The 21106-nt window shown below is 74.2% G+C and carries 13 protein-coding genes; 5 read left to right on the top strand and 8 right to left on the bottom strand.

Features of this window, described 5'->3' with window-relative positions:
• The first annotated feature begins 33 nt into the window (after nucleotides 1–33).
• The 3 genes from ABT345_RS05120 to ABT345_RS05110 all read left to right on the top strand — a co-directional run bounded on the left by ABT345_RS05120 (nucleotide 34) and on the right by ABT345_RS05110 (nucleotide 4098).
• Complete coding sequence (locus tag ABT345_RS05120) at nucleotides 34–1485, top strand: amino acid permease (protein ID WP_345082124.1); 1452 nt, start codon at nucleotides 34–36, stop codon at nucleotides 1483–1485.
• A gap of 95 nt (nucleotides 1486–1580) precedes the next feature.
• A complete protein-coding gene (locus ABT345_RS05115; RefSeq protein WP_345082121.1) occupies nucleotides 1581–2450 on the top strand; it encodes a GNAT family N-acetyltransferase in 870 nt (289 codons plus the stop codon).
• 274 nt (nucleotides 2451–2724) lie between these two features.
• Nucleotides 2725–4098: a hypothetical protein gene (locus ABT345_RS05110; protein ID WP_345082118.1), complete on the top strand. Its 1374-nt coding sequence runs from the start codon at nucleotides 2725–2727 to the stop codon at nucleotides 4096–4098.
• Between the two features lie 106 nt (nucleotides 4099–4204).
• On the opposite strand, the gene ABT345_RS05105 is transcribed toward ABT345_RS05110, so the two are convergent.
• The 7 genes from ABT345_RS05105 to ABT345_RS05075 form a co-directional block, all read right to left on the bottom strand.
• Nucleotides 4205–8770, bottom strand: a complete 4566-nt coding sequence (locus ABT345_RS05105; protein ID WP_345082115.1) for a bifunctional nitrate reductase/sulfite reductase flavoprotein subunit alpha — start codon at nucleotides 8768–8770, stop codon at nucleotides 4205–4207.
• A 164-nt stretch (nucleotides 8771–8934) separates the two neighbouring features.
• On the bottom strand, nucleotides 8935–10110 hold the full coding sequence (locus tag ABT345_RS05100) for a L,D-transpeptidase family protein (protein ID WP_345082111.1): 1176 nt from the start codon (nucleotides 10108–10110) through the stop codon (nucleotides 8935–8937).
• Between the two features lie 180 nt (nucleotides 10111–10290).
• A complete protein-coding gene (locus ABT345_RS05095) occupies nucleotides 10291–10785 on the bottom strand; it encodes a MarR family winged helix-turn-helix transcriptional regulator (protein WP_345082108.1) in 495 nt (164 codons plus the stop codon).
• A 162-nt stretch (nucleotides 10786–10947) separates the two neighbouring features.
• Nucleotides 10948–11739 (bottom strand): SRPBCC family protein, encoded by a 792-nt coding sequence (locus tag ABT345_RS05090; protein WP_345082105.1) that lies wholly within the window; start codon nucleotides 11737–11739, stop codon nucleotides 10948–10950.
• Nucleotides 11739–12263 carry a (2Fe-2S)-binding protein gene (locus ABT345_RS05085; RefSeq protein ID WP_417832892.1) on the bottom strand — a complete coding sequence of 175 codons (525 nt, stop codon included), beginning with the start codon at nucleotides 12261–12263 and terminating at the stop codon, nucleotides 11739–11741. The genes ABT345_RS05090 and ABT345_RS05085 overlap by 1 nt, the downstream gene beginning before the upstream one ends.
• Nucleotides 12264–12336: 73 nt before the next feature.
• Complete coding sequence (locus ABT345_RS05080) at nucleotides 12337–14793, bottom strand: xanthine dehydrogenase family protein molybdopterin-binding subunit (RefSeq protein ID WP_345082102.1); 2457 nt, start codon at nucleotides 14791–14793, stop codon at nucleotides 12337–12339.
• Nucleotides 14790–15635 (bottom strand): FAD binding domain-containing protein, encoded by an 846-nt coding sequence (locus ABT345_RS05075; protein WP_345082099.1) that lies wholly within the window; start codon nucleotides 15633–15635, stop codon nucleotides 14790–14792. Before ABT345_RS05075 ends, ABT345_RS05080 begins: the two co-directional genes overlap by 4 nt.
• 986 nt (nucleotides 15636–16621) lie before the next feature.
• Between ABT345_RS05075 and ABT345_RS05070 the strand changes: the two genes are divergently transcribed.
• The gene (locus ABT345_RS05070; protein WP_345082096.1) at nucleotides 16622–17041 is read left to right on the top strand and encodes a hypothetical protein; all 420 of its coding nucleotides are present in this window, start codon (nucleotides 16622–16624) and stop codon (nucleotides 17039–17041) included.
• 9 nt (nucleotides 17042–17050) lie between these two features.
• Here the strand turns inward: ABT345_RS05070 and ABT345_RS05065 are convergent, their stop codons facing one another.
• Nucleotides 17051–18217 carry an NAD(P)/FAD-dependent oxidoreductase gene (locus ABT345_RS05065; protein ID WP_345082093.1) on the bottom strand — a complete coding sequence of 389 codons (1167 nt, stop codon included), beginning with the start codon at nucleotides 18215–18217 and terminating at the stop codon, nucleotides 17051–17053.
• Nucleotides 18218–18642: 425 nt separating this feature from the next.
• On the opposite strand from ABT345_RS05065, the gene ABT345_RS05060 reads away from it, so the two are divergent.
• Complete coding sequence (locus ABT345_RS05060; RefSeq protein ID WP_345082090.1) at nucleotides 18643–21096, top strand: GcvT family protein; 2454 nt, start codon at nucleotides 18643–18645, stop codon at nucleotides 21094–21096.
• The last annotated feature ends 10 nt before the right edge of the window (nucleotides 21097–21106 follow it).

Raw genomic sequence — 21106 nt, 5'->3', positions numbered from 1 at the left:
GGGACTCTTGATGACGATGCCACGCTGCATGCGATGGGATATCCGCGGAAACTCACCAGAAGATTCCGCGCCTTCGACAATTTCGCGATCTCCTTCACCATCATCAACATTATCTCCGGGATCTTCTCCTCCTTCGGTTTCGGAATGAACGCGGGCGGCCCGCGGGTTCTGGTGTTCGGCTGGATCGGCGTCTCGATCATGGTGCTGTTCGTCGGCGCCGCCATGGGGGAAATCGCCTCCGCCTATCCCACCAGCGGAGCCCTTTACTTCTCCGCCGGAAAACTCGCCAAGCGCCACCGCGGCGCCTGGTCCTGGTACACCGGCTGGCTCAACTTCGTCGGACAGGTCGGCGGCACCGCGGCCACCAACTTCGCCGCCGCCACCTTCATCCAGGCGTTCATCGCCATGCAGTGGCCGTCCTACGTCGCCACCCCGCAGCAGACCGTCGCCATCACCGCCGTGATCCTGCTGCTCCAGGCGCTGGCCAACACCTACACCGTGCGGCTGGTCGCGGTGTTCAACCGTATTTCCGTGTGGTGGCTGCTCATCGGTCTGGTGGTGATCGTCACCGCCTTGATGATCATCCCCGACAGCCATCAGCCGGCGTCGTTCGTCACCCATTTCGCCAACAACACCGGTTTCACGAACGCGATTTACGGCGGAATGCTCGGACTGCTGGTCACCAGCTGGACGTTCACCGGCTTCGACGGCAGCTTTCACATGTCGGAAGAGACCGTGAAGGCCACCGTCAACGCCCCGCGCGGGATCATGCGCGCCATCGGCTACTCCGCGCTCACCGGCCTCATCCTCATGCTCGCACTGGTGTACGCGATCAAGGATTACGGCCATGCGGCGAGCGCCGACGCGCCGCCCGTGCAGATTCTCATCGACGCGCTCGGAGCGGGCACCGCCAAGCTGCTCCTGCTGATCGTCATCGGCGCGATGCTCTTCTGCGGGCTCGCCAACATGACGAGCAATACCCGGCAGATCTTCGCCTTCTCCCGCGACGGCGCGATGCCCGGCTCCCGCTGGTGGCATTCGGTCTCCGCGCGCACCCGTACGCCCGTCAAGGCGGTATGGCTCGCCGCCGCCTGCCCGCTCGTGCTGGTGCTGCCCGGATGGTGGTCGCACACCGCGTTCACCGCCGTCGTCAGCGTCAATGTCGTGGGCCTCTTCCTCGCCTACGGCGTGCCGATATTCCTCCGGCTGCGTCTCGACGACTTCCGGCCCGGCCCGTGGAACCTCGGCCGGTTCGGCAAGCCCGTCGCCTTCATCGCGGTGACCTGGATCGTGATCAGCAATGTGCTGTTCATGCTCCCGCAGGCGTCCCCGATCACCCCGGCATCGTTCAACTACGCGCCGATCGCCCTGGCGGTCGTCCTCGTCATCGCCACGGTCTGGTGGTTCGCCACCGCCCGCCGCCGCTTCCAGGGACCGGTCAGCTACGGCCGCCCCGACGAGGTCGCGGCCATGGACCTCATCTGACACCCCGTCCGACCCGCCCCGGGGGTACGCGAGGCGCCGCAGCGCCGCCGCGTACCCCCGCCGCACACCGGCCCCGACCGAAGGAGCGCCCCCCGATGCCCACCTCCGGCACCTCCGCCCCCGCCTCCGAACTCACCGTCGCCGCCGCCTCGCTGGACGACTGGCGGCTCGTCGAGCAGTGGGCGGCGGACGAGGAGTGGAACCCCGGGCTCGCCGACACCGGATGCTTCCACCCCACCGACCCGGCCGGCTTCTTCACCGGCCGCCTCGGCGACCGCACCGTCTCCGCCGTCTCCGTCGTCACCTACTCCGACAGCTACGCCTTCCTCGGCTACTACCTCGTCCACCCCGAGCACCGCGGGCAGGGCCTGGGCCTGGCCACCTGGCGCGCAGCCGTCCCGCACGCCGGCACCCGCACCATCGGCCTCGACGCCGTCCCCGCGCAGAAGGCCACGTACGAGCGTGCCGGGTTCACCGCCGCCCACGAATCCGTCCGCTACGCCGGGCGCCCCGCACCGGCGGGCAGCCCCTCGGCGGCCGAGCCGTACACCGCGGCCCATCAGGACGCGCTCCTCGCCTACGACCGGACCTGCTTCCCCGCCGACCGGCGCGGCTTCCTCGCCCGCTGGCTGACCGCACCCGGCCACACCGTCCGCGTGCTGCTCCGCGACGGCGTCCTCACCGGCTACGGAGTGATCCGCCCGGCCCGCAGCGGGCACCGCATCGGCCCGCTCTTCGCCGACACCCCCGAGGACGCCGCCACGCTCTTCGACGCACTCGCCGCGGCCGCGGGCCCGGAGGCCGAGGTCGTCATCGACGTCCCCGAAACCGCGGCCGCCACCCAGGAGTTGGCCCTCGCCCGCGGTCTGGTGCCCGTCTCCCGGTCGACCCGGATGTACACCGGCGACGTACCGCCCGTCCGCCAGGACCGGATCCACGGGACGACCAGCCTGGAGCTGGGCTAGAGGGCTATCGGGAGCGGAGCCTGCCCGCCACCTCCCGCAAGGGAGCGCCGAACACCAAGGGCACGGGCGGGCTCCGCCGCGGTATGGACCAGGCCTCTCGATCCCGGACCTTTTCCCGCAATCACCCACGTGCTGTCAAGTGAAGTTCTACGGTGAAGGGTTCACCGTTCCACGGTCCGTGGTGTGAAAGGCGGGGGAGGGCGGGCCCGCGTCACCGCGGCCACGGTGTCCTCACGGTGGGTTCGGCGATTTCGGGAAGGAGTGCGAGGCCTGCATGTTCAGCCTCTGCGCAGATCATATTTCCTCTGCGAACCGAGTGATCGATGGGCTTGATTTCATCCAATACCTCAGGAGGGTGGTAACTGGCGCGACACTGCTGCTCTTGTTCCAGGTGGCGATCGTCATCGCCGTCCTCGTTCTTTCGTTCGTGCTCACGCCACTTCTGGGTGGGCGGTTGAACAGATGGGTGAGGCAGATATTCGAGCCATCGAGCAGCCGTCGGCAGGAACGGGCTGCCGAATTCGCGGAGCAGTATGTGCGGAACGCCATGGCGCACATGGAATCTGCCGCCTCCGGTATTTCCGACGATGTGCGCAACCGCCTGGTGAGGGATGCCAAGGTCTGGCACGCCCATTCTCGCCTGTGGACCGCGCGGCAGGCGGCTCTGCTGGCGCTCGCCGTGTGGCTTCTGGTGAATATCCATCACATCGGGGATTTCATTTCGAGTTGGGTGAGCGGGAAATGTGATAAATCGCCGCCGGGTGGCTCCGGAGGAGATGCCAAGGGCTGCCCTCTCGGGCGGGCGGACCAGCTCGGTTGGCCGTGGGACCTGAAGGTGAATTTTGTCCGCGAAAAATGGGGCTATGTGAAAAAAGCGGTGCGCCCGCTGGAGTACCCCGTACACACCGCCACCACGGTCGCCGCAGCGCTCCTCGTGGTGATCGTCATCACGGTGGCGTACCCGCTGACCTCCATTGTCTGGCGCAACTGGCGCCGACGACCGAGCCGCAACCCGCCGGTGCCGGACGGGGCGCGAGCGGCCGCCGGGCCCGGTCCGGCGGGTGAGGTGAACCGCTGTTGGCCAACGGTCAGGCTCCTGAACATCTGCACGGAGGTGAGCCGTGCATCCCGTCAGCTGGAAACCGATGGAGCGGCGCCGTTGGTCAGTCTGAGGAATGCGGAAAGCGTCGTTTATTCCGCCTGGCGGACCCGGCATCGGAGAAAGAGGTTCAGCCGTAGCCAAGAATTCTCCGACCATGCCGAGTTGGTGGTCGGAGCGCTCCGCGCAGCGGAAAGCCGGCAGGAGCGTGAATCCGACACCAAGAACGTCCTTGAAGACACGCATGCCATGCTCCTGAAAATCGGTGATCGGTACACGGCGGGCCGCACCTTGGCGCTGCTCGATCCCGAAGACCTCGAAGGCGTCGAACCTGTGGTGCGCCGGGGTTGGATCAAAGCGGCATTTGCGCTGATCATCATGGCGGGATTTGCTGCGGGGGCCACCGCGTTAGAAGCGCCGGAAGAGGTGTGGACTCCACTCATCGCCGCGATCCCCGTGCTGGCCTGGGGTATCGCGTACATGCGTCCGGCGCGCATTGTCGAAACCCTCGCGCTCTGGAACGGCAGCGGTCGACACCGCGCGGAATAACTGCGCCCGCGGCCGATGCGGAGGTATTTCTTGACCGCGGATGACCGTGGCGGCGATGTCATGCCCGGCGCCGTTAGGACAGCCCTCCGCCCGGCCGCGCGGGCCCTCAGTACACGTCGCGGAGGTAGCGCCGCTCGGAGGTGAGGCGGGTGAGGTGGGCGGCGGCGCCGTCCTCGTCGAGACCGCCGTGGGTCCTGGCGATGTCACGCAGTGCCCGGTCGACGTCGCCGGCCATCCGGGAGGCGTCCCCGCAGACGCAGAGGTGCGCGCCGTCGCGCAGCCAGGACCAGAGCAGCGCGCCGTGTTCGCGCATCCGGTCCTGGACGTAGATCTTCTCCGGCTGGTCGCGGGAGAACGCGGTGTCCAGCCGGGTGAGCGTGCCCGAGGCGCGCAGGGCTTCCAGTTCGGCGCGGTGGTGGAAGTCGCTCGCGCGGTGCCGTTCGCCGAAGAAGAGCCAGTTGGGGGCGGTGTGGCCGCGGGCGCGCCGCTCCTGGAGGAAGCCGAGGAACGGGGCGACGCCGGTGCCGGGGCCCACCATCACCAGCGGCGTCGCCGGGTCGGACGGCGGCCGGAAGTGCGGGGAGCGCTGGACGAAGACCCGTACCGGGGCGCCGGTTTCGGCGTCGGCGAGGTGGGCCGAGGCCACGCCGTGGCGCGGCCGGCCCCCGTTGCCGCCGAAGCGGACGACCGAGACCGTCAGCCGGATCAGCCGCGGGTCCTGGAGCGGGCTGGAGGCGATGGAGTACAGCCGGGGCCGCAGCCGGGGCAGGGCGGCGGCCCACTCGGCGGCGGACACCCGCACCGGATGCTCGGCGAGGACGTCGAGCGCCTGCCGGCCCCAGGCCCAGCGGGCACGCTCCGCCTTGGCCTCGGGGCGCAGCAGGCGGGCCAGGGCGCCGTCGCCGGTGCGGTCGGCGATCAGCCGGAGCAGATCGGTGGTGATCCGGGTGGGGTCGAGGTGGTCCGTCAGCGCCGTGGCGAGGGGGACGGTGCCGACGCCGGAGACCTCGACGGCGGCCGCCGGGTCGGCGCCGGTCGCCGCCAGCCACTCCGCCACCACCTCGGGTCGCTGCCGCGGCAGCACGCCCAGCGCGTCCCCCGCCTCGTAACGGACGGGCACCTCGGACGCGCCGGTGTCGAGGGTGAAGGCGCGGACCTCCTTGCCGGAGCCGGGGCCGCTCAGCAGGCGGTTGACGGTGAGACGGGCGGTGGCGGGGGCGGCGCGGGTCGCGGTGCGGGGGGCGGGGCCGGTGACCTGCCGGAGGGCTGCGGGGCCGGGTGTGGCGGGTCCTTGCCCGGGGACGGTCGGTGTGGCGGTGGTTTCCCCGGCGGCGGGCGGAGCGTCGCCGGTGGCGGGCCCGGCCGCGGGCTCGGCAGGCACCTGTCCGAGTGCGGCGGCGGTTTCCCCACCGGCCGGCGGAGCGTCGCCGCGGGCGGGCTCAGCCGGGGGTTCAGCCGCGGGCTCAGCCGTGGGCCCGGCCGCGGGCCCGGCAGGCACCTGCCCGGCACCGGCGGCGCCCGCCCCGGCCCCGCCCTCCTCCGCGCCCCACGCCTGCCCGGCGTCCGACGCGTCCCCGGCGCCCGAAGCCTCCCCGGCGTCCAACGCCTCCAGCACCGCGTCGAGCCACCGCCGGGCGGGCTCCGCGTCGTCCGGTTCGCACTGGGCGCGGGGGACCAGGCGGTGGGCGCCGAGGGCGGTCAGGCGGTCGTCGAGGCGGCGGCCGTGGGCGCAGAAGTCGTCGTAGGAGGAGTCGCCGAGGGCGAGGACGGAGTAGGGCGTGCCGTCCAGGCGGGGCGCGTCCGGGGCGTTCAGCGCGGCCCAGAAGCGGGCGCCGTTGTCGGGGGCCTCGCCGTCGCCGAAGGTGCTGGTGACCAGGAGCAGTACGGCGTCGGACGGCAGGGCCGCGGGGGTGCCGTCGTCCATCCGCAGCAGCCGCGCCGGGTGGCCGTGTGCGGTCAGCCCGCGGGCCGCCTCCGTCGCCGCCTCCTCCGCGTTGCCGGTCTGCGAGGCCCACAGCACCAGCACTTCCCGGGCGCTGTCCCCGGCGGCGGGCTCCGGCTCCGGCAGCGGCATCCGGGAGAACGCCCCGGCCAGCCAGCCGTTGACCCACAGGGCGTGGTCCGGGGTGAGCGGTGTGCGCTCCGGCAGCACCGGGGCGCCCGGAGCGCCCGCGCCCACCCCGGCGAGGAACCCGGCGAGGTAGCGCCGCTCCGGCTCGGCCAGGGCGGGCGGGGCGATGCCGCCGGTGTGGAAGACCTCGGCCGCCGCCGCGGCGAGCGGCGACGGTACGGCCGCCACGGCGCCCGCCGCACCGGGCGCACCGTCCGGTGCCGGCCCGCCGGCGCCCGCACCGCCGACGCCTCCGGCCGCCCCCACCGCCGCCTGCTCACGGGCGGCGGGCGCCGCCGCCCCGGCCCCGTGCCCAGCTCCCACCGCCGCCTGCTCACGAGCCGCGGGCACCCCCGCCCCGGCCGCCGGCGCCACCTTCGTCAGCGCCACCGCGCACGCCTTCGTCCCCGGCTGGAACGACACCGGGTCGACCGCGTCGTGCGTCACCGCGTTGACGCTCAGATACTCGCCGAACAGGTCGTTCCAGTGGAACGGCGCGAAGCAGTCGCCGGGCCGGACGCGGTCGTCGACCTTCGCGGGCAGCACCGCGCGCCCGCGCCGCGAGGCGACCTCCACCGCGTCGCCGTCCGCGATGCCCAGGGACGCCGCGTCCCGCGGGTGGATCTCCACGAACGGCCCCGGGTTCAGCGCGTCGAGCCGGGCGATCTTCGCGGTCTTGGTCAGCGTGTGCCACTGGTGCGGCAGCCGGCCGGTGTTGAGGAGGAACGGATAGCTGTCGTCGGGGAGTTCGGCGGCCGGCAGGAACGGCCGGGCGTGGAAGACGGCCCGTCCGGTGGGCGTCGGGAACCACAGCCGGGGGCGGCTGCCGTCGGCCCGGACCCGGGGCGGCCGCGCCGTGCCGTCGTTGAGGTAGCGCACCGGGTTGCGGTCCGGGCCGTCCGGATCGGCGCTGGGCCACTGCACCGGCCCCCGGCGCAGCCGCCGGTGGCTGACGCCGCGCAGGTCGTAGCCGGTCCGCGGGTTGTACGCCCGCGACAGTTCGGCGAAGACCTCCTCGGCGCTGTCGTACCCGAACGCCTCCCCGTAGCCCATCTCGCGGGCGACGGCGGCGATGATCCGCCAGTCCGGCCAGGCGTCGCCGGGCGGCGCGACGGCCTGTTGCAGCAGGGTGAGGTTCCGCTCGGAGTTGACCATCACCCCCTCGGTCTCCGCCCACATCGCCGCGGGCAGCTGCACATCCGCGTACGCCTGGGTCTCGGTCGCCGCGAACACGTCCTGGGTGACGACGAACTCCGCGGCCTCCAGGCCCTCGATCACGGTGCGGCGGTGGGCGACCGAGGCGACCGGATTGGTGCACAGGATCCACGCCGCCTTGATCTCGCCGCGCGCCATCCGCCGGAACATCTCGACGGTCCCCGGACCGCCGCTGCCGGCCCGGATCGTCCCGGGCGCAAGCCCCCACAACTCCTCGGTGAACGCCCGGTCCTCCGCGACCTCCGCCGACCGCTGGCCCGGCAGCCCGGGGCCCATGTAGCCCATCTCCCGGCCGCCCATCGCGTTGGCCTGCCCGGTCAGCGAGAGGGGGCCGCAGCCCGGGCGGCAGATCGCGCCGGTCGCCAGATGCAGATTGATCAGCGCATTGGTGTTCCACGTGCCGTGCGTCGACTGGTTCAGCCCCATCGTCCAGCAGCTCAGCCACGCTCCGGCGGTGCCGATCCACTCCGCCGCCCGCCGCAGGTCCGCCTCCGCCAGACCGGTCAGCCGGGCGACGGCGTCCGGTGGATGGTCGGCGAGGACGCCTGCCATCGCCGCCCAGCCCTCGGTGTGTTCGGCGATGAAGTCCGGGTCGGTGTGCCCGCCCTTCGCCAGCAGGTGCAGCAGCCCGTTGAGCAGCGCGAGGTCGGTGCCGGGCCGGATCTGGAGGAAGAGGTCGGCCTTGGCGGCGGTGGCGGTGCGCCGCGGATCGACGACGATCAGCTTCGCCCCGGCCCGCACCCGCTCCATCATCCGCAGGAACAGCACCGGATGGCAGTCGGCCATGTTGGCCCCGATGACCAGGAACACGTCCGCGTGCGCGAAGTCGTCGTACGAGCCGGGCGGCCCGTCGGCGCCCAGCGACAGCTTGTAGCCGCTGCCCGCGCTCGCCATGCACAGCCGCGAGTTGGACTCGATCCATGAGGTGCGCAGAAAGCCCTTGGCCAGCTTGTTCGCCAGGTACTGCGCCTCCAGCGTCAGCTGCCCGGAGACGTACAGCGCCACCGCGTCCGGACCGTGCGCATCGGCGACGGCGCGCAGCCGCCGGGCCGTCTCGGCGATCGCCGTCTCCATGGCGACCGGCTCGGGCGCCTCGCCGCGGCGCGGGCGGCGCAGCGCCCCGGTGAGCCGTCCCGGCGCGGCCATCAGCTCCGCGCCGGTGGCACCTTTGGCGCACAACCGCCCGGAGTTGGCCGGATGTGCCTTGTCGCCCGAGGCCCGGCGGACCGTTCGCCGCCCGTCCGGGCCGGCCGTCACGTCGAGGACGACGCCGCACCCCACCCCGCAGTACGAGCAGACGGTCCGCACCGGCGGGAGGGGACGCGGGTGCGGTTCGGGTGCGGTCATGTGCGGCTTCTCCCGTGCTCGGACGCGGTACGTCCCTGACGGTAGGCAGCTCGGGTTTCCCCGGTGTCACACCGGTCGATCTTGTGGCGTTACGCCTCGTGCACAGCGGCCCGGCGCCGTCCGTGAGGGACGGCGCCGGGCCGGATGCGGGGGAGCGGCGGGGCTCAGCCGAGGGCGGAGCGCTGCTGCCACTGCGGCCAGCTCTCCTGCCAGACCTCCAGGCCGTTGCCGACGTCCGTGCGCTCGGTGTTGCTGGTGCCCCGGACCTCGACGGTGGAGCCGACCGGCAGGAAGTCGTACACGCGCTTGGCGTCCGAGGTGGTCATGCCAAAGCAGCCGTGGGAGTTGTTGACCACGCCGATGGAGTTGTTCCACGGCGCGGAGTGCAGGAAGGTGCCGGAGGCGGTGAGGTGGGTGACCCACTTCGCGTCCAGCATCCACTGGTCGCCGTAGCCGATGGTGGAGGAGTCCATCGTCTCGTCGGCGTTCTTGCTGCGGACGGTGTGCACGCCGCCGCGGGTGGGCGCCTGCGGCGAGCCGGCCGAGCCCTTGACGGTGCCGACGGCCTTGCCGTTCTCGTACATGGTCAGGGTGTGCGCCGGGACGTCGATGACGGCCCGGTGGTCGGCGCCGATGGTGAAGCCGAAGTCGTAGTCGCGGACGAACCAGCCGCCGGTGCCGGACGGGACGCCGGTCAGCCCGCCCTTGACGGTGACCTTGGTGCCGGCGGGCCAGTACGTCTTGGGCCGCCAGTCGATGCGGTCCTTGCCGGAGTAGTCGGTGACCCAGCCCCAGGCGCCCTCGACCTTCGGGCTGGTGGTGACCTTGAGGGACTTCTCGATCCCGGCGCGGCGGCTCTTGTCGACCGGGTTGTCGAAGAGGATCGAGACCGGCATCCCGGTGCCCACGGTCTGGCCGTTGCCGGGGGTGTTGGTGAGTTTGTTGACGCGGTCGGCCTCGGCGGTGGTGAGGACCGTCTTCTTGGTGGCCTTCCGCCCGCCGTCCGACGTGGTGTGCGTGGTGAGGGTGTACGTGGTGCCGGGCCGGACCCGGCCGTCGGAGGTCCAGGACGTGCCGCCGGCGGCCAGCTTCCCCGGCACCGCGGCGCCCTTGTCGTCCTTCGCCTCGACCGAGGTGATCTTTCCGCCCTCGGTGCGTATCGCTATCGGATCGCCGAGCGGCGCGGACTTGGCGCCCGCGGCCGGGGTGACGGTGACCTTGGCCGCGGGCTGATCCTGGGCCTGGGAGGCGGTCGCGCCCGTCCCGCACGAGGTCACCAGCGCCGCCGCGAGCAGGGCGGGTATCCAGCGGACGGAATGACGGCGTGGTGCGGCGAGCACGGGTTCCTCCAGAGCACAGAGCGCAGGCAAACGGGTGCGGAACGTGGGCGCGGGGTACCGCACGGACGTTCCGCCACTACAGGAGACGGTTTGTCGGCTTCCGTGGTTGTCCGCCGGATCGCACCTCAATGACACGATTCGGTATCGGCGGGAGGAGAACCCGTGTTCCGGGCGGGCCCGCTACGGGGCGGATTCCTCGTTCAGGCCCTCCCAGTGGTCGGCCAGGGACGTCAGCAGACGTATCAACTCGGCGCGCCGCTCGGTGCCGTACGGGGCGAGCAGCCGGTCGTCGAGCAGGTCGAGGCGGCCGCGGGCGGCGCGCAGCGCCCGCTCGCCCGCCTCGGTGAGGTAGAGCAGCTTGCGGCGGCCGTCGGCCGCGGCGGTGTGGCGGACGAGCAGGCCCCGGGTCTCCAGCCGGCGGGCCACGTCCGCCATGGTCGAGGTGTCCAGGGCCACCGCCGTCGCCATCGACCGCTGATCGCGGCCGGGCGCCGCCCGCACCGCCGTCAACACCGCGAACTGCGGCCCGGTCAGGGTCGGATCGACCTCGCGTGCCCACAGCGCGAGGTACGCCTGGTGGAGCCGGCGCACCTGATAGCCGGGGGCATCGGTGAGCGCCGGGGGGATCGCGGGCCCGGGTGCGGGGGCGGTGCCCGCAGGGGTCTCGTCAGCCATGGGGCCACTCAATCACGGTGATCGCGGGCGGCGTGGGGGTGCGACGGACGGGGCGTGGGGCGGGACGCGCGCTCCCGGGGCGCGCGCCCGCCGCCCCGGGAGCGTCGGTGCCGGAGGGCCGCCGGCCGGCGCGAGCCCGCCCGGCACGGCTCGCCTCCGCGCTCACCCGCGCCGCGCCTCGGCCAACTCCCGGCGCAACTGGCCGAGGCGGGTCAGCAGCCAGCCCTCGAAGACCCCGAAGGCGAAGGCGGCGACCAGCGGGCCGTACCGGGCGGCGCCGGCCGGCAGCAGGGCGGGGCCGCCCGCGACGGGTGCGGCGGCCGGAGCGCCGGGCGGCGGCGCGGCGGGAGCGGGGGAGCCCGCCACGGACGGCGCGGGGTCGTCCGCCCGGGGCGCCGCGGAGCCACCCGCCGCACCGGCCGCGGGCCCGCTCGCGCCGTCCGCCACGCCGTCTACCGGGACTCCGCCTGCACCGCCCGCCGAGCCCTCCGTCCCCTCCGCCCCCGCCCGCTCCGCCGCCAGCAGCTCACCGAGGTTGGCCGCGAACCGCTGGAGCAGTCGCTGCGAGACGGCGTCCAGCGCGCCCTTCCCGAACTGGGCGAGTTTGCCGCTGATCACGAGGTCGGTGGCGACGTCGAGCCGGGAGCCCGCCGGGTCGCCGGTCACCGTCAGCACCACCTCCGCCTCGGCGTTGCCCCGGCCGTGCGCATCGGCGCCGCGCGCCTGGAGCCGCAGCCTGCCCTGCCCGGCGTCCGACTCCAGGAACCGCACGGTGCCCCCGTACGCGGCGGCGACCGGACCGACGCGGACCGTCACCCGGCCCCGCCAGCCGTCGCCGTCCGGTCCGTCCAACACCGCCCCCGGCATGCACGACGCCACCCGCCGTACGTCGTTGAGCAGCGCGAACACCGCTTCCGGCGGCGCCGCCACGGGCACGCTGTTGCCGATCCGCATCAGTTCTCCTTCCGTGCGGCGCGCCGGGCCGTGGCGCAGCCGTGGATCGCGTCGACGATCGGCTGGTAGCCGGTGCAGCGGCAGAGGTTCGCCGCCACCAGCTCGCGGATCTCCGCCCGGTCGGCCGCCGGCCGCTCGGCGAGGAAGCCCTCCGCCAGCATCAGGAATCCGGGGGTGCAGAAGCCGCACTGGAGCGCATGGTGCTCGGCGAACGCCTTTTGCAGATCGCTCAGTTCCCGGCCGTCGCAGAGCGATTCGACGGTACGGACCGCCGCGCCCTCCGCCTGCACGGCGAAGATCAGGCAGGCGCGCACCGGGCGGCCGTCGAGCAGCACGGTGCAGGCGCCGCAGACGCCGTGCTCACAGCCGACGTGGGTGCCGGTCAGCCCCAGATCGTGGCGGAGCACGTCCACCAGGGTGCGGCGCGGCTCGCACAGCACCTCGTGCGCGGTGCCGTTGACGTCCAGCACCAGCAGCTGGCGCTCCAGCGCGGGATCGCTCCCGGCGTCCGCCGGTTCGGTCAGCGGCAGGTCGGGCGGATGGTCACTCACGGCGGGACTCCCAGGTCGGGTCGGCGGTGGTCCGGGGCGGCGCGGGTCAGGCGCCGTGCAGGGCGCGGTGCACCGCCTCGGGGGTGACGGGCAGCGTGTCGAGTTCGGTGCCGGTGGCGCGCAGCGCGTCGTTGACGGCGTTGAGGACGGCGGCGGGCGCACCGATCGTGCCTCCCTCGCCGACCCCCTTGGCGCCGGTCGCGTTGGACAGGCACGGCGTCTGAAGATGGAAGAGGGTGATGTCGGGGATCTCCTGGGCGGTGGGCACCTTGTAGTCGAGGAAGCCGGTCGCCGACGGCTCGCCCCGCTCGTCGTAGGTGATCTGCTCGAACAGCGCGCCCGCGATGCCCTGGGCGATGCCGCCGCGGCACTGCCCCTCGACGACCCGCGGGTTGATCGCCACCCCGCAGTCCTCGACGCAGACGTATCGCAGCAGGGTGACGCCGCCGGTCTCCGCGTCGAGTTCGGCGACGACGCCGTGGGTGGCGTTGGAGAACGTCCCGTCGTGGAAGACGTCGAAGGACGCCGTGGCGGTCAGCCCCGGCTCCAGGTCCTTGGGCAGCAGCTGCGCCCGGAAGTGCGCGAGCGCGGCGAGTTCGGCGTACGGGAGACAGGTGCCCGGGGCGTCGCGCCGGCGCACCGTGCCGCGGTGCAGCTCCGTCTCCTCCCACGGCAGGTCCCACCGGGCCGCCGCCAGCCGCCGCAGCTTCTCGCCGAGCCGCTCCGCGGCCAGCCGCACCGCGCTGCCGCCGATCGTCACCGACCGGCTGGCGAACGTCCCCCAGCCGTACGGCACCCGGTCCGTGTCGCCCTGATGGAGCTTCACCCGCGCCAGCTCCACCCCGAGGGTGTCGGCGACGATCTGCGCGAGCGTCGTCTCATGGCTCTGGCCGTGGCTCATCGTGCCGGTGGTGACGCTCACCGCGCCGCCCGGGTCCATCCGCACCTCGGCGAGGTCGTAGCCGGGCACCATCTCCATCCGGCGCTGCGCGAACGCGGCGGAGCCGTAGCCGGTGCGCTCGTTGAAGCAGGCGTAGCCGATGCCCAGCAGCCGCCCGCCGGCCGCCGCCGCGTCCCGCCGCTCGTACCAGCCCTCCTCGCGCAGCGTCCGCTCGCACAGGTCCAGGGACTCGCGGTACGAGCCGGGGTCGTAGGTGATGCCGTTGACGCCGGTGTAGGGGAAGTCGGTGATGAGGTTGCGGCGGCGCAGCTCCACCGCGTCGATGTCCAGCTCCCGGGCGGCCCGTTCGAAGAGCCGTTCCATCACCATCACGTACTGCGGGCGGCTCACGCCCCGGTACGGCGCGCTCGGCGCCTTGTTGGTGGTCACCGCCCGGCCGCGCACCCGGTAGGCGGGCACCTTGTAGACGCCCGGCAGCTCCGCCGCCGCCATCAGCGGTTCGATCCCGGCGGTGAACGGATAGCAGGAGTAGGCGCCCATGTCGCAGACGATGTCGGCGTCCAGACCCAGGATGCGGCCGTCGGCGGCGAACGCGGCGCGTACGTCGTAGTGCTGCTCGCGGGCGAGGAAGGAGGCGGTCAGCGCGTCCTTGCGGTCCTCGATCCACTTCACCGGACGGCCGAGCCGCAGCGCCGCCGCGGCGGTCGCGATCTCCTCCCGGCCCACCACGCACTTCAGCCCGAAGCCGCCGCCCATGTCCGGGACGACGACCCGCACCGCCCGCTCGTCGAGCCCCAGACAGCCCGCCGCGACCGTCCGCACCTGGTGCGGCACCTGGGTGCAGGTCCGCAGCACCAGCTGGTCGGCCCGGTCGTCCCAGCGGGCCAGCGCGCCGCGGGTCTCCAGCGGCAGCGCGTTCTGCCGTCCGGTACGCGCCTCGACGCGCACCACGCGGTGAGCGCCGGCGAAGACCTCGTCGAGGCCCTCGGTGGCGAACGGCGCGACGTCCACCAGGGTGTTGCGGGCCGCCGCCTCGTGGACCAGCGGCGCCCCGTCGGCCAGCGCCGCCGCCTCGCTCAGCACCGGCTCCCGCTCGTCGTAGGTGACGCGCGCGGCCTCCAGACCGTCCTCGGCGGCGTACGCGTCCCGGGCCACGACGATCGCCAGCGGCTCCCCGACGTACCGCACCCGGCGCCGCGCCAGCACCGGCATCGCGGTCTCGGCCCACTCCTGCGGCGGCCGGTGCAGCCGGGCGGTGATGTCGCCCAGGCCCAGATCCGCGGCGCCGAACGCGGCGACCACGCCCGGCACCCGCCGCACCGCGTCCAGATCGAGCGCGGTGACCTCGCCGTGCGCGACGGCCGAGCGGACGAACTGGGCGTGCAGCAGCCCCGGTTCGGTGAGGTCGTCGACGAACCGGCCGCGCCCGGTCAGCAGCCGCGGGTCCTCCTTGCGCGGCACCGACCGGCCGACCAGCGGCCCGGGCCCGTCGCCGGGTGCGGAGTCGGGGTGGCCGGCGCCGCCCGGCCGGTGACCGGGACGGTCCGGCACGCCGCGTCCGCGGTGGCCGTCGTGCCGCTCCTCGGGTGTCCTCGCCGTCATCGTGCGTCCGCCTCCTCACAGGCCCGCCGCACCAGCGAGCGGATCAGCTGCCGCCGGTACCGCGCGCCGCCGCCGGGCCCGTCGTCCGGGAGCGCGTCGGCCGCCGCCTCGGCGCACTCCGCGAAGGTGCCGCCGTCCGCGAGCACCCGTTCCGCCGCGACGGCCCGCAGCGGCACCGGCCCCACGCCGCCGAGCGCCACCCGCCCGCCGCGCGGCCGGCCGCCGCCTCGGTCCAGGGCGACGGCGGCCGACGCCAGCGCGAAGTCCCCGCGCCGCTCGGCGAATTCGGTCACCGCGGCGTACGGCGCCGGGCGCGGGAAGACGATCTCGACGAGGAGTTCGTCCGGCTCCAGGGCGGTGGTGTACGGGCCGAGGAAGAAGTCCGCGGCGGCGATGCGGCGCATCCCGCGGACCCCGAGGACGTGCAGTTCGGCGTCGAGAGCCACCGCGAGCAGACACCACTCGGCGGTCGCATCGGCGTGCGCGAGGCTGCCGCCCGCGGTGCCCCGGGTACGGATCGGCAGATGCCCGATCCACCGCATCGTCTCCCGCACCACCGCGAACCCGCTCCCGAGGACGGAGTCCGGCGCTCGCTCCACGGTGTGATGGGTGGTCAGCGCCCCGACCCGCAGCGCCCCGTCGGCGTCGACCCGGAGCCGGTCGAGATCGCGCAGCCCCCCGATGTCGACGAGATGCCGGGGACGGGCGAGCCGGTAGGCCATCATCGCCACCAGACTCTGGCCCCCGGCGAGCACCTTGGCGTCCTCACCCAACTCGGCGAGGAGCCGGACCGCGCCATCGGCGTCACGGGCCCGGTGATAACGGAACGCGGCGGGTTTCATCACTCTCCTGTTCGTACGGGGCCCGCCTGCCGGCGGGGGGCTGCGGAGCGCTGTGCGTACGGGGGCGGATGGCGCGGGCCGGGGCCGCGGGCCCCGGGAACGGCGGATTGCTGTCTGCGGAAACGCGCTGATCAGCGGTGACGCCGGGGGGAGGCCCCGGGCCGCCGACGGAGATAATCCGAACACGTACGATCGCGAGCTGGCAAGGGGGCGCCCCGCCGCGTTCACCCGGCGGGATTCCCTTGCCTGCCCGCTGCCGGTCCGCTGCGCGGTGCCGGTCCGCTGCGCGGTGCCGGGTGCGGTGGCCTGCGGCCTGTCTGTTGCCCGTCCGCTGCCGGTCCGCTGCGCGGTGCCGGGTGCGGTGTGTGGCCTGCGGCCCGTCTGTTGCCTGCCGCTGCGCGGTGCTTGTGCGGTGCGTTGCTCGCTGTCTGTTTGTTGCGCCTGCGGCGGGCGTGGTCGCTGCGCGAGGCTTTTCGGCTGCGGTGCCGGACCTCCGGACTCCGTCCTGCGGTCCGGCCCCTTCCGTTTGTGGTGGGGGAAAGATGGTGGGGGTACGCCACCGTCGTCGACTTCTCGCCCGTAGGGAAGATGACGACGGTGGCGAACCCCCACCGGCCTTTTACCACCCACCCACGGGAGGGGGACCTCCGGAGGACGGAGTCCGCAGGAGGGCCCCCGCTCCCGACAACCCACGCCCGCCGCAGGCGCAACGGCGCCAAGCCTTCACGGCGGGAAAGCCGAAAACCGACACAGCCCGCCGCAGGCGAACCGGCGAACCCCCACGGCGGGAAAGCCGAAGAACGGAACCGCCCGCCGCAGGCAACTGGCCCGCCGCAGGCGAAGAAGGCCAAACCCCTACGGCGGGCAAGCCGAAGAAGGCAACCGGCCCGCCGCAGGCGAAGGGCGGGCAAGCCGAAGAACGGAACAGCCCGCCGCAGGCACCCCGTACGCTGGAGCCCCGAACCGTTCGGTCATGAGGGGGAGTTGTGGATCCGGAGATCGCCACGCTGGCGGGCAGCGCAGGAACGGCACTCGTCGGGGCGCTGGCCACCGACGCCTGGCACGGCGTACGCGACCGCGTACTGGCACTGTGGCAGCGCACCCGCCCCGAGCAGGCACCGGGCGTCGCCGGTGACCTCGACGGCACCCGCGAGGAGTTGCTCGCCGCGCCCGAGGGGGCGGGCCGGGACGCCGTCGCCGCCGAGAGCGGCACCGAATGGCAGGTCCGGCTGCGCCGCCTGCTCACCGCGCACCCCGAACTCGCCGGCGAACTGCGCGCCCTCGTCGCCGACCTCACCCCGCCGGAGGCACCCGCCCCCGCCGTCACCCAGCACGCCACCGCCTCCGGCGACGCCCGCGTCTACCAGGCGGGCCGGGACATGCGGATCGGCGGCGCCGACGGCTGACCGCCCGCCTCACCCCACCGCCTCCGCCGCCCGCCCCAGCTCCCGCCGCAGCCGGGCGAACGGCCGGGGGCGGTTGAGGGCGAGGGCGGCGACGGCGCGGCCGTCGCGTTCGTAGACGGCGAGGAAGCTGCGGTCGTCGGGGGAGCCTTCCACGATCCGCGGCAGGTCCCCCGGGGTCCGGCGTCCGGCGAACTGGAGGCGGACGCCGTACTGCTCCGACCAGAAGTACGGCAGCGACCGGCAGGCGGCGACGGTGCGGCCCGCGAGGAGGTTGCGGGCGCAGACCGCCGCCTGTGCGGTGGCGGCACTCCAGTGTTCGCTGCGCGCTCCCGCCGCCCGCGCCACGTCGCCGGCGGCCACCACCTGCGGCAGCGGCGTCACCCCGCCCGCGTCGCAGCACACCCCGTCGTCGAGCGGCAGTCCGCTGCCGACCAGCCAGCCGGTGCGCGGGCGGACGCCGATGGCGACGACGACCACCTCGGCGGGGAGCAGTCGCCCGTCGGCCAGCGCGACACCGGTGACGGTGTCCGCCGCTCCGTCCGCCCGCAGCCCCGCCACCCCGGTGCCGGTCAGCAGCCGCACCCCGTGGTCGGCGTGGAGCGCGGCGCACACCTGGGCCATCGCCTCGCCGACCTGCGGTACGAGGGGGAGCGGCGCGGCCTCCACCACCGTCACGTCGTGGCCGAGCGCGGCGCACGACGAGGCGGTCTCCGCGCCCAGGAACCCGCCGCCGATCACCACCACCCGCACCGGCCCGGCGGTCAGCGCGGCGCGCAGCGCCCGCGCGTCGTCGAGGGTGCGCAGGGTGTGCACCCCGCCGGGCACCGGCCCGGGCAGGGTGCGCGGTGCGGCGCCGGTGGCGAGGACGACGCCGTCGGTGCGGATCTCCTCGCCGCCGGCGAGGGTCACCGACCGCGCCCGCGGGTCGAGGCGGACGGCCCGGGCGCCGGTCCGCAGATCGAGGCCGAGCGCGGCGGTCTCCTCGTCGTCGGCGAGCGCGAGGGCGGCCGTATCCGCCGCGCCGGTGAGGAACGCCTTCGACAGCGGCGGCCGGTCGTACGGCCGGTGGCGCTCCTCGCCGATCAGGATCAGCCGGCCCGTGTACCCCTCGGCGCGCAGCGCACGGGCGGCGCCGAGCCCCGCCAGTGACGCGCCGATGACCGTGACGGTGTGCATGGGGCGTCCTCCTCGAAACGGTGGAACCCGGGTTCAACCTGCGGCGGGGCGGCGTCCCGCGCAGTGGTGGGTGGTGTGGACGGCGGCCGTGTGCCGGGCGGTCGGGACGTGCGGGCGTCGCGCCGCCCGGCATCCGGGAGGCGTTTCGCGATGCGCACGAGGAAGCGTTCTGCGCAACAGAATCCCGGCGGGGTGCGGGCCCGTCAAGCGGTTCCCCGGGATCATTCAGGGATCGTCCGGCGATTCCCGGCCGCCCGTTCCCCGCCCCTTGACGGTGCCGCTCCGGCGTTCCCACTATGTCTCTCATCGCGCAACCGATCGTGTCATGCGCAACACCACGGCTCTCTTGCGCCCTGCGCCTCCCACTCGTCCCCGCCGCACCAGCGCGCCCCGGCACCGTCCGCCCGACCTCCCGAAGGAGGGACATGCCTTCCGCATCCCCGTCCGACGCCCGCGTGGTCGTCATCGGCGCCGGCATCGTCGGCTGCTCGCTCGCCGACGAACTCACCGCCCGCGGCTGGCGCGACGTCACCGTCCTGGAACAGGGCCCCCTCCCGGCCCCCGGCGGCTCCACCTCGCACGCCCCCGGTCTGGTCTTCGCCACCAGCCCCTCCCGGACCCTGACCCGCTTCGCCGCCCGCACCATCGAGAAGTTCACCGCCCTGGAGAGTGACGGCGCGCCCTGTTTCTCCGCCGTCGGCGGGCTGGAGGTCGCCACCACCGAGGAGCGCTGGGCCGACCTCCACCGCAAGGCCCGCCTCGCCGCCTCCTGGGGCGTCCGCGGCACCCTGCTCACCCCCGAGGAGTGCGCCCGCCACTGGCCGATGCTCGACACCGCCCTGCTGTACGGCGGCTGGTACACCCCCGACGACGGCATCGCCCGCGCGGTGCCCGCCTGCCGTGCGCAGCTCGCCCGCGCCACCGCCCGCGGCGCCCGCTTCCTCGACCGCCACACCGTCACCGGCATCGAGCAGGCGGCCGGCCGCGTCACCGGCGTCGTCACCGACCGCGGCACCTTCCCCGCCGACCACGTCGTGACCGCCGCCGGATTCTGGGGCCCGGTGATCGGCGCGATGGCCGGCGTCACCGTCCCGCTGCTGCCGCTCGCCCACCAGTACGCGACGACGGCACCGCTGCCCGGACTCGCCGCCCCGGGCGGCCCGCGGGACGGGGCCGTCCGCCCGCTGCTGCGCTTCCAGGACCGCGACCTCTACTTCCGCGAACACGGCGACCGCCTGGGCATCGGCTCGTACGCCCACCGCCCGATGCCCGTCGACCCGCGCACCCTGCCCGCCTACGACGACGCGCCCGTCATGCCGTCCTCGCTGCCGTTCACCGCCGACGACTTCGCCCCCAGCTGGCGCGACGCCACCGACCTGCTGCCCGCGCTCGGCGCGTCACGGATCGCCGACGGCTTCAACGGCGTCTTCTCCTTCACCCCGGACGGTATGCCGCTCCTCGGCGAGGCGTCCGGACTGCGCGGCTTCTGGCTCGCCGAGGCCGTCTGGGTCACCCACTCCGCGGGCGCCGCCCGCGCCGTCGCCGAGCTGATGACCGACGGCCACGCCGGTCTCGACCTGCACGCCTGCGATCCGGACCGCTTCGAGGGCGCCCAGCGCTCACCCGCGTACGCCGCCGCCCGCGGCACCCGCGCCTTCATCGAGGTCTACGACGTCGTCCACCCCCTCCAGCCGCCCGCGCACCCCCGCCCGCTGCGGGTCAGCCCCTTCCACGACCGGCAGCGCGAACTCGGCGCGTACTTCCTGGAGTCGGGCGGCTGGGAGCGCCCCCACTGGTACGAGGCGAACGCCCCGCTCGCCGACGGCCTCGCCCTGCCCGCCCGCGACGCCTGGGCGGCCCGCCACTGGTCCCCGGTCATCGCCGCCGAGGCCCGCGCCACCCGCGAACGCGTCGGCCTGTACGACCTGACCCCGCTGCGCCGCCTGGCCGTCGAGGGCCCCGGCGCGCTCGCCTTCCTGCAATATCTGACGACCAATCAACTCGACCGCCCGCCGGGCACGGTCACCTACACCCTGCTGCTCGACGCGCACGGCGGCATCCGCTCCGACCTCACCGTCACCCGCCTGACCGAGGACCGCTTCCGGATCGGCGCCAACAGCGGGGCCGACCTCGCCTGGCTGCGCCGCCACGCCCCCGACGGCGTCCGCGTCCGCGACCTCACCCCCGGCACCTGCGGCATCGGCGTCTGGGGCCCGCTCGCCCGCGACCTCGTCCAGCCGCTGACCGGGGACGACTTCTCCCACCGGGGCTTCGGCCGCTTCCGGGCCCGCCGGACCCACCTCGGCCCCGTCCCGGTCCTCGCCCAGCGCGTCTCCTACGCCGGCGAACTCGGCTGGGAGCTGTACACCACCGCCGACCTCGGCCGCTGCCTGTGGGACACGCTGTGGGAGGCGGGCCGCGGCCTCGGCGCCGTCGCCGCGGGGCGCGGCGCCCTGGACGGCCTCCGCCTGGAGAAGGGGTTCCGCGCCTGGGGCCACGACATGACCACCGAATGTGACCCCTACGAGGCGGGCCTCGGCTTCGCCGTCCGCCCCGCCAAGGGCGACTTCCTCGGCCGCGCCGCCCTGGCCGGACGCGAGGCCGCCGTCCGGCGCCGCCTGGTCTGCCTCACCCTCGACGACCCCGCCGCCGCCGTCCTCGGCGGCGAACCGGTGTACGCCGGCGGGGAAGCGGTCGGTTACGTCGCCTCCGCCGCCCACGGCCCCACCGTCGGCCGCTGTGTCGCCCATGCCTGGCTGCCGGCGGCCCACGCCGCGCCCGGCACCGCCGTCCGCATCGGGTACTTCGGCGATCTGCTCGCCGCGACCGTCGCCGAGGAACCGCTCGTCGCCCCCGAAGGGGCCCGCCCGCGCCGCTGACCGCCGTCCC

The organism is Streptomyces sp. NPDC000404 (genome assembly GCF_040300365.1).
GTDB classification, from domain to species: domain Bacteria; phylum Actinomycetota; class Actinomycetes; order Streptomycetales; family Streptomycetaceae; genus Streptomyces; species Streptomyces ramulosus.
This window is presented reverse-complemented; position numbering and strand designations above follow the sequence as displayed.

Coding starts and splice junctions, on each gene's coding strand:
- ABT345_RS05075 (WP_345082099.1), bottom strand. CDS start 15,635: ATGAAACCCGCCGCGTTCCGTTATCACCGGGCCCGTGACGCCGATGGC.
- ABT345_RS05090 (WP_345082105.1), bottom strand. CDS start 11,739: ATGCGGATCGGCAACAGCGTGCCCGTGGCGGCGCCGCCGGAAGCGGTG.
- ABT345_RS05115 (WP_345082121.1), top strand. CDS start 1,581: ATGCCCACCTCCGGCACCTCCGCCCCCGCCTCCGAACTCACCGTCGCC.
- ABT345_RS05120 (WP_345082124.1), top strand. CDS start 34: ATGGGATATCCGCGGAAACTCACCAGAAGATTCCGCGCCTTCGACAAT.
- ABT345_RS05105 (WP_345082115.1), bottom strand. CDS start 8,770: ATGACCGCACCCGAACCGCACCCGCGTCCCCTCCCGCCGGTGCGGACC.
- ABT345_RS05110 (WP_345082118.1), top strand. CDS start 2,725: ATGTTCAGCCTCTGCGCAGATCATATTTCCTCTGCGAACCGAGTGATC.
- ABT345_RS05065 (WP_345082093.1), bottom strand. CDS start 18,217: ATGCACACCGTCACGGTCATCGGCGCGTCACTGGCGGGGCTCGGCGCC.
- ABT345_RS05095 (WP_345082108.1), bottom strand. CDS start 10,785: ATGGCTGACGAGACCCCTGCGGGCACCGCCCCCGCACCCGGGCCCGCG.
- ABT345_RS05060 (WP_345082090.1), top strand. CDS start 18,643: ATGCCTTCCGCATCCCCGTCCGACGCCCGCGTGGTCGTCATCGGCGCC.
- ABT345_RS05080 (WP_345082102.1), bottom strand. CDS start 14,793: ATGACGGCGAGGACACCCGAGGAGCGGCACGACGGCCACCGCGGACGC.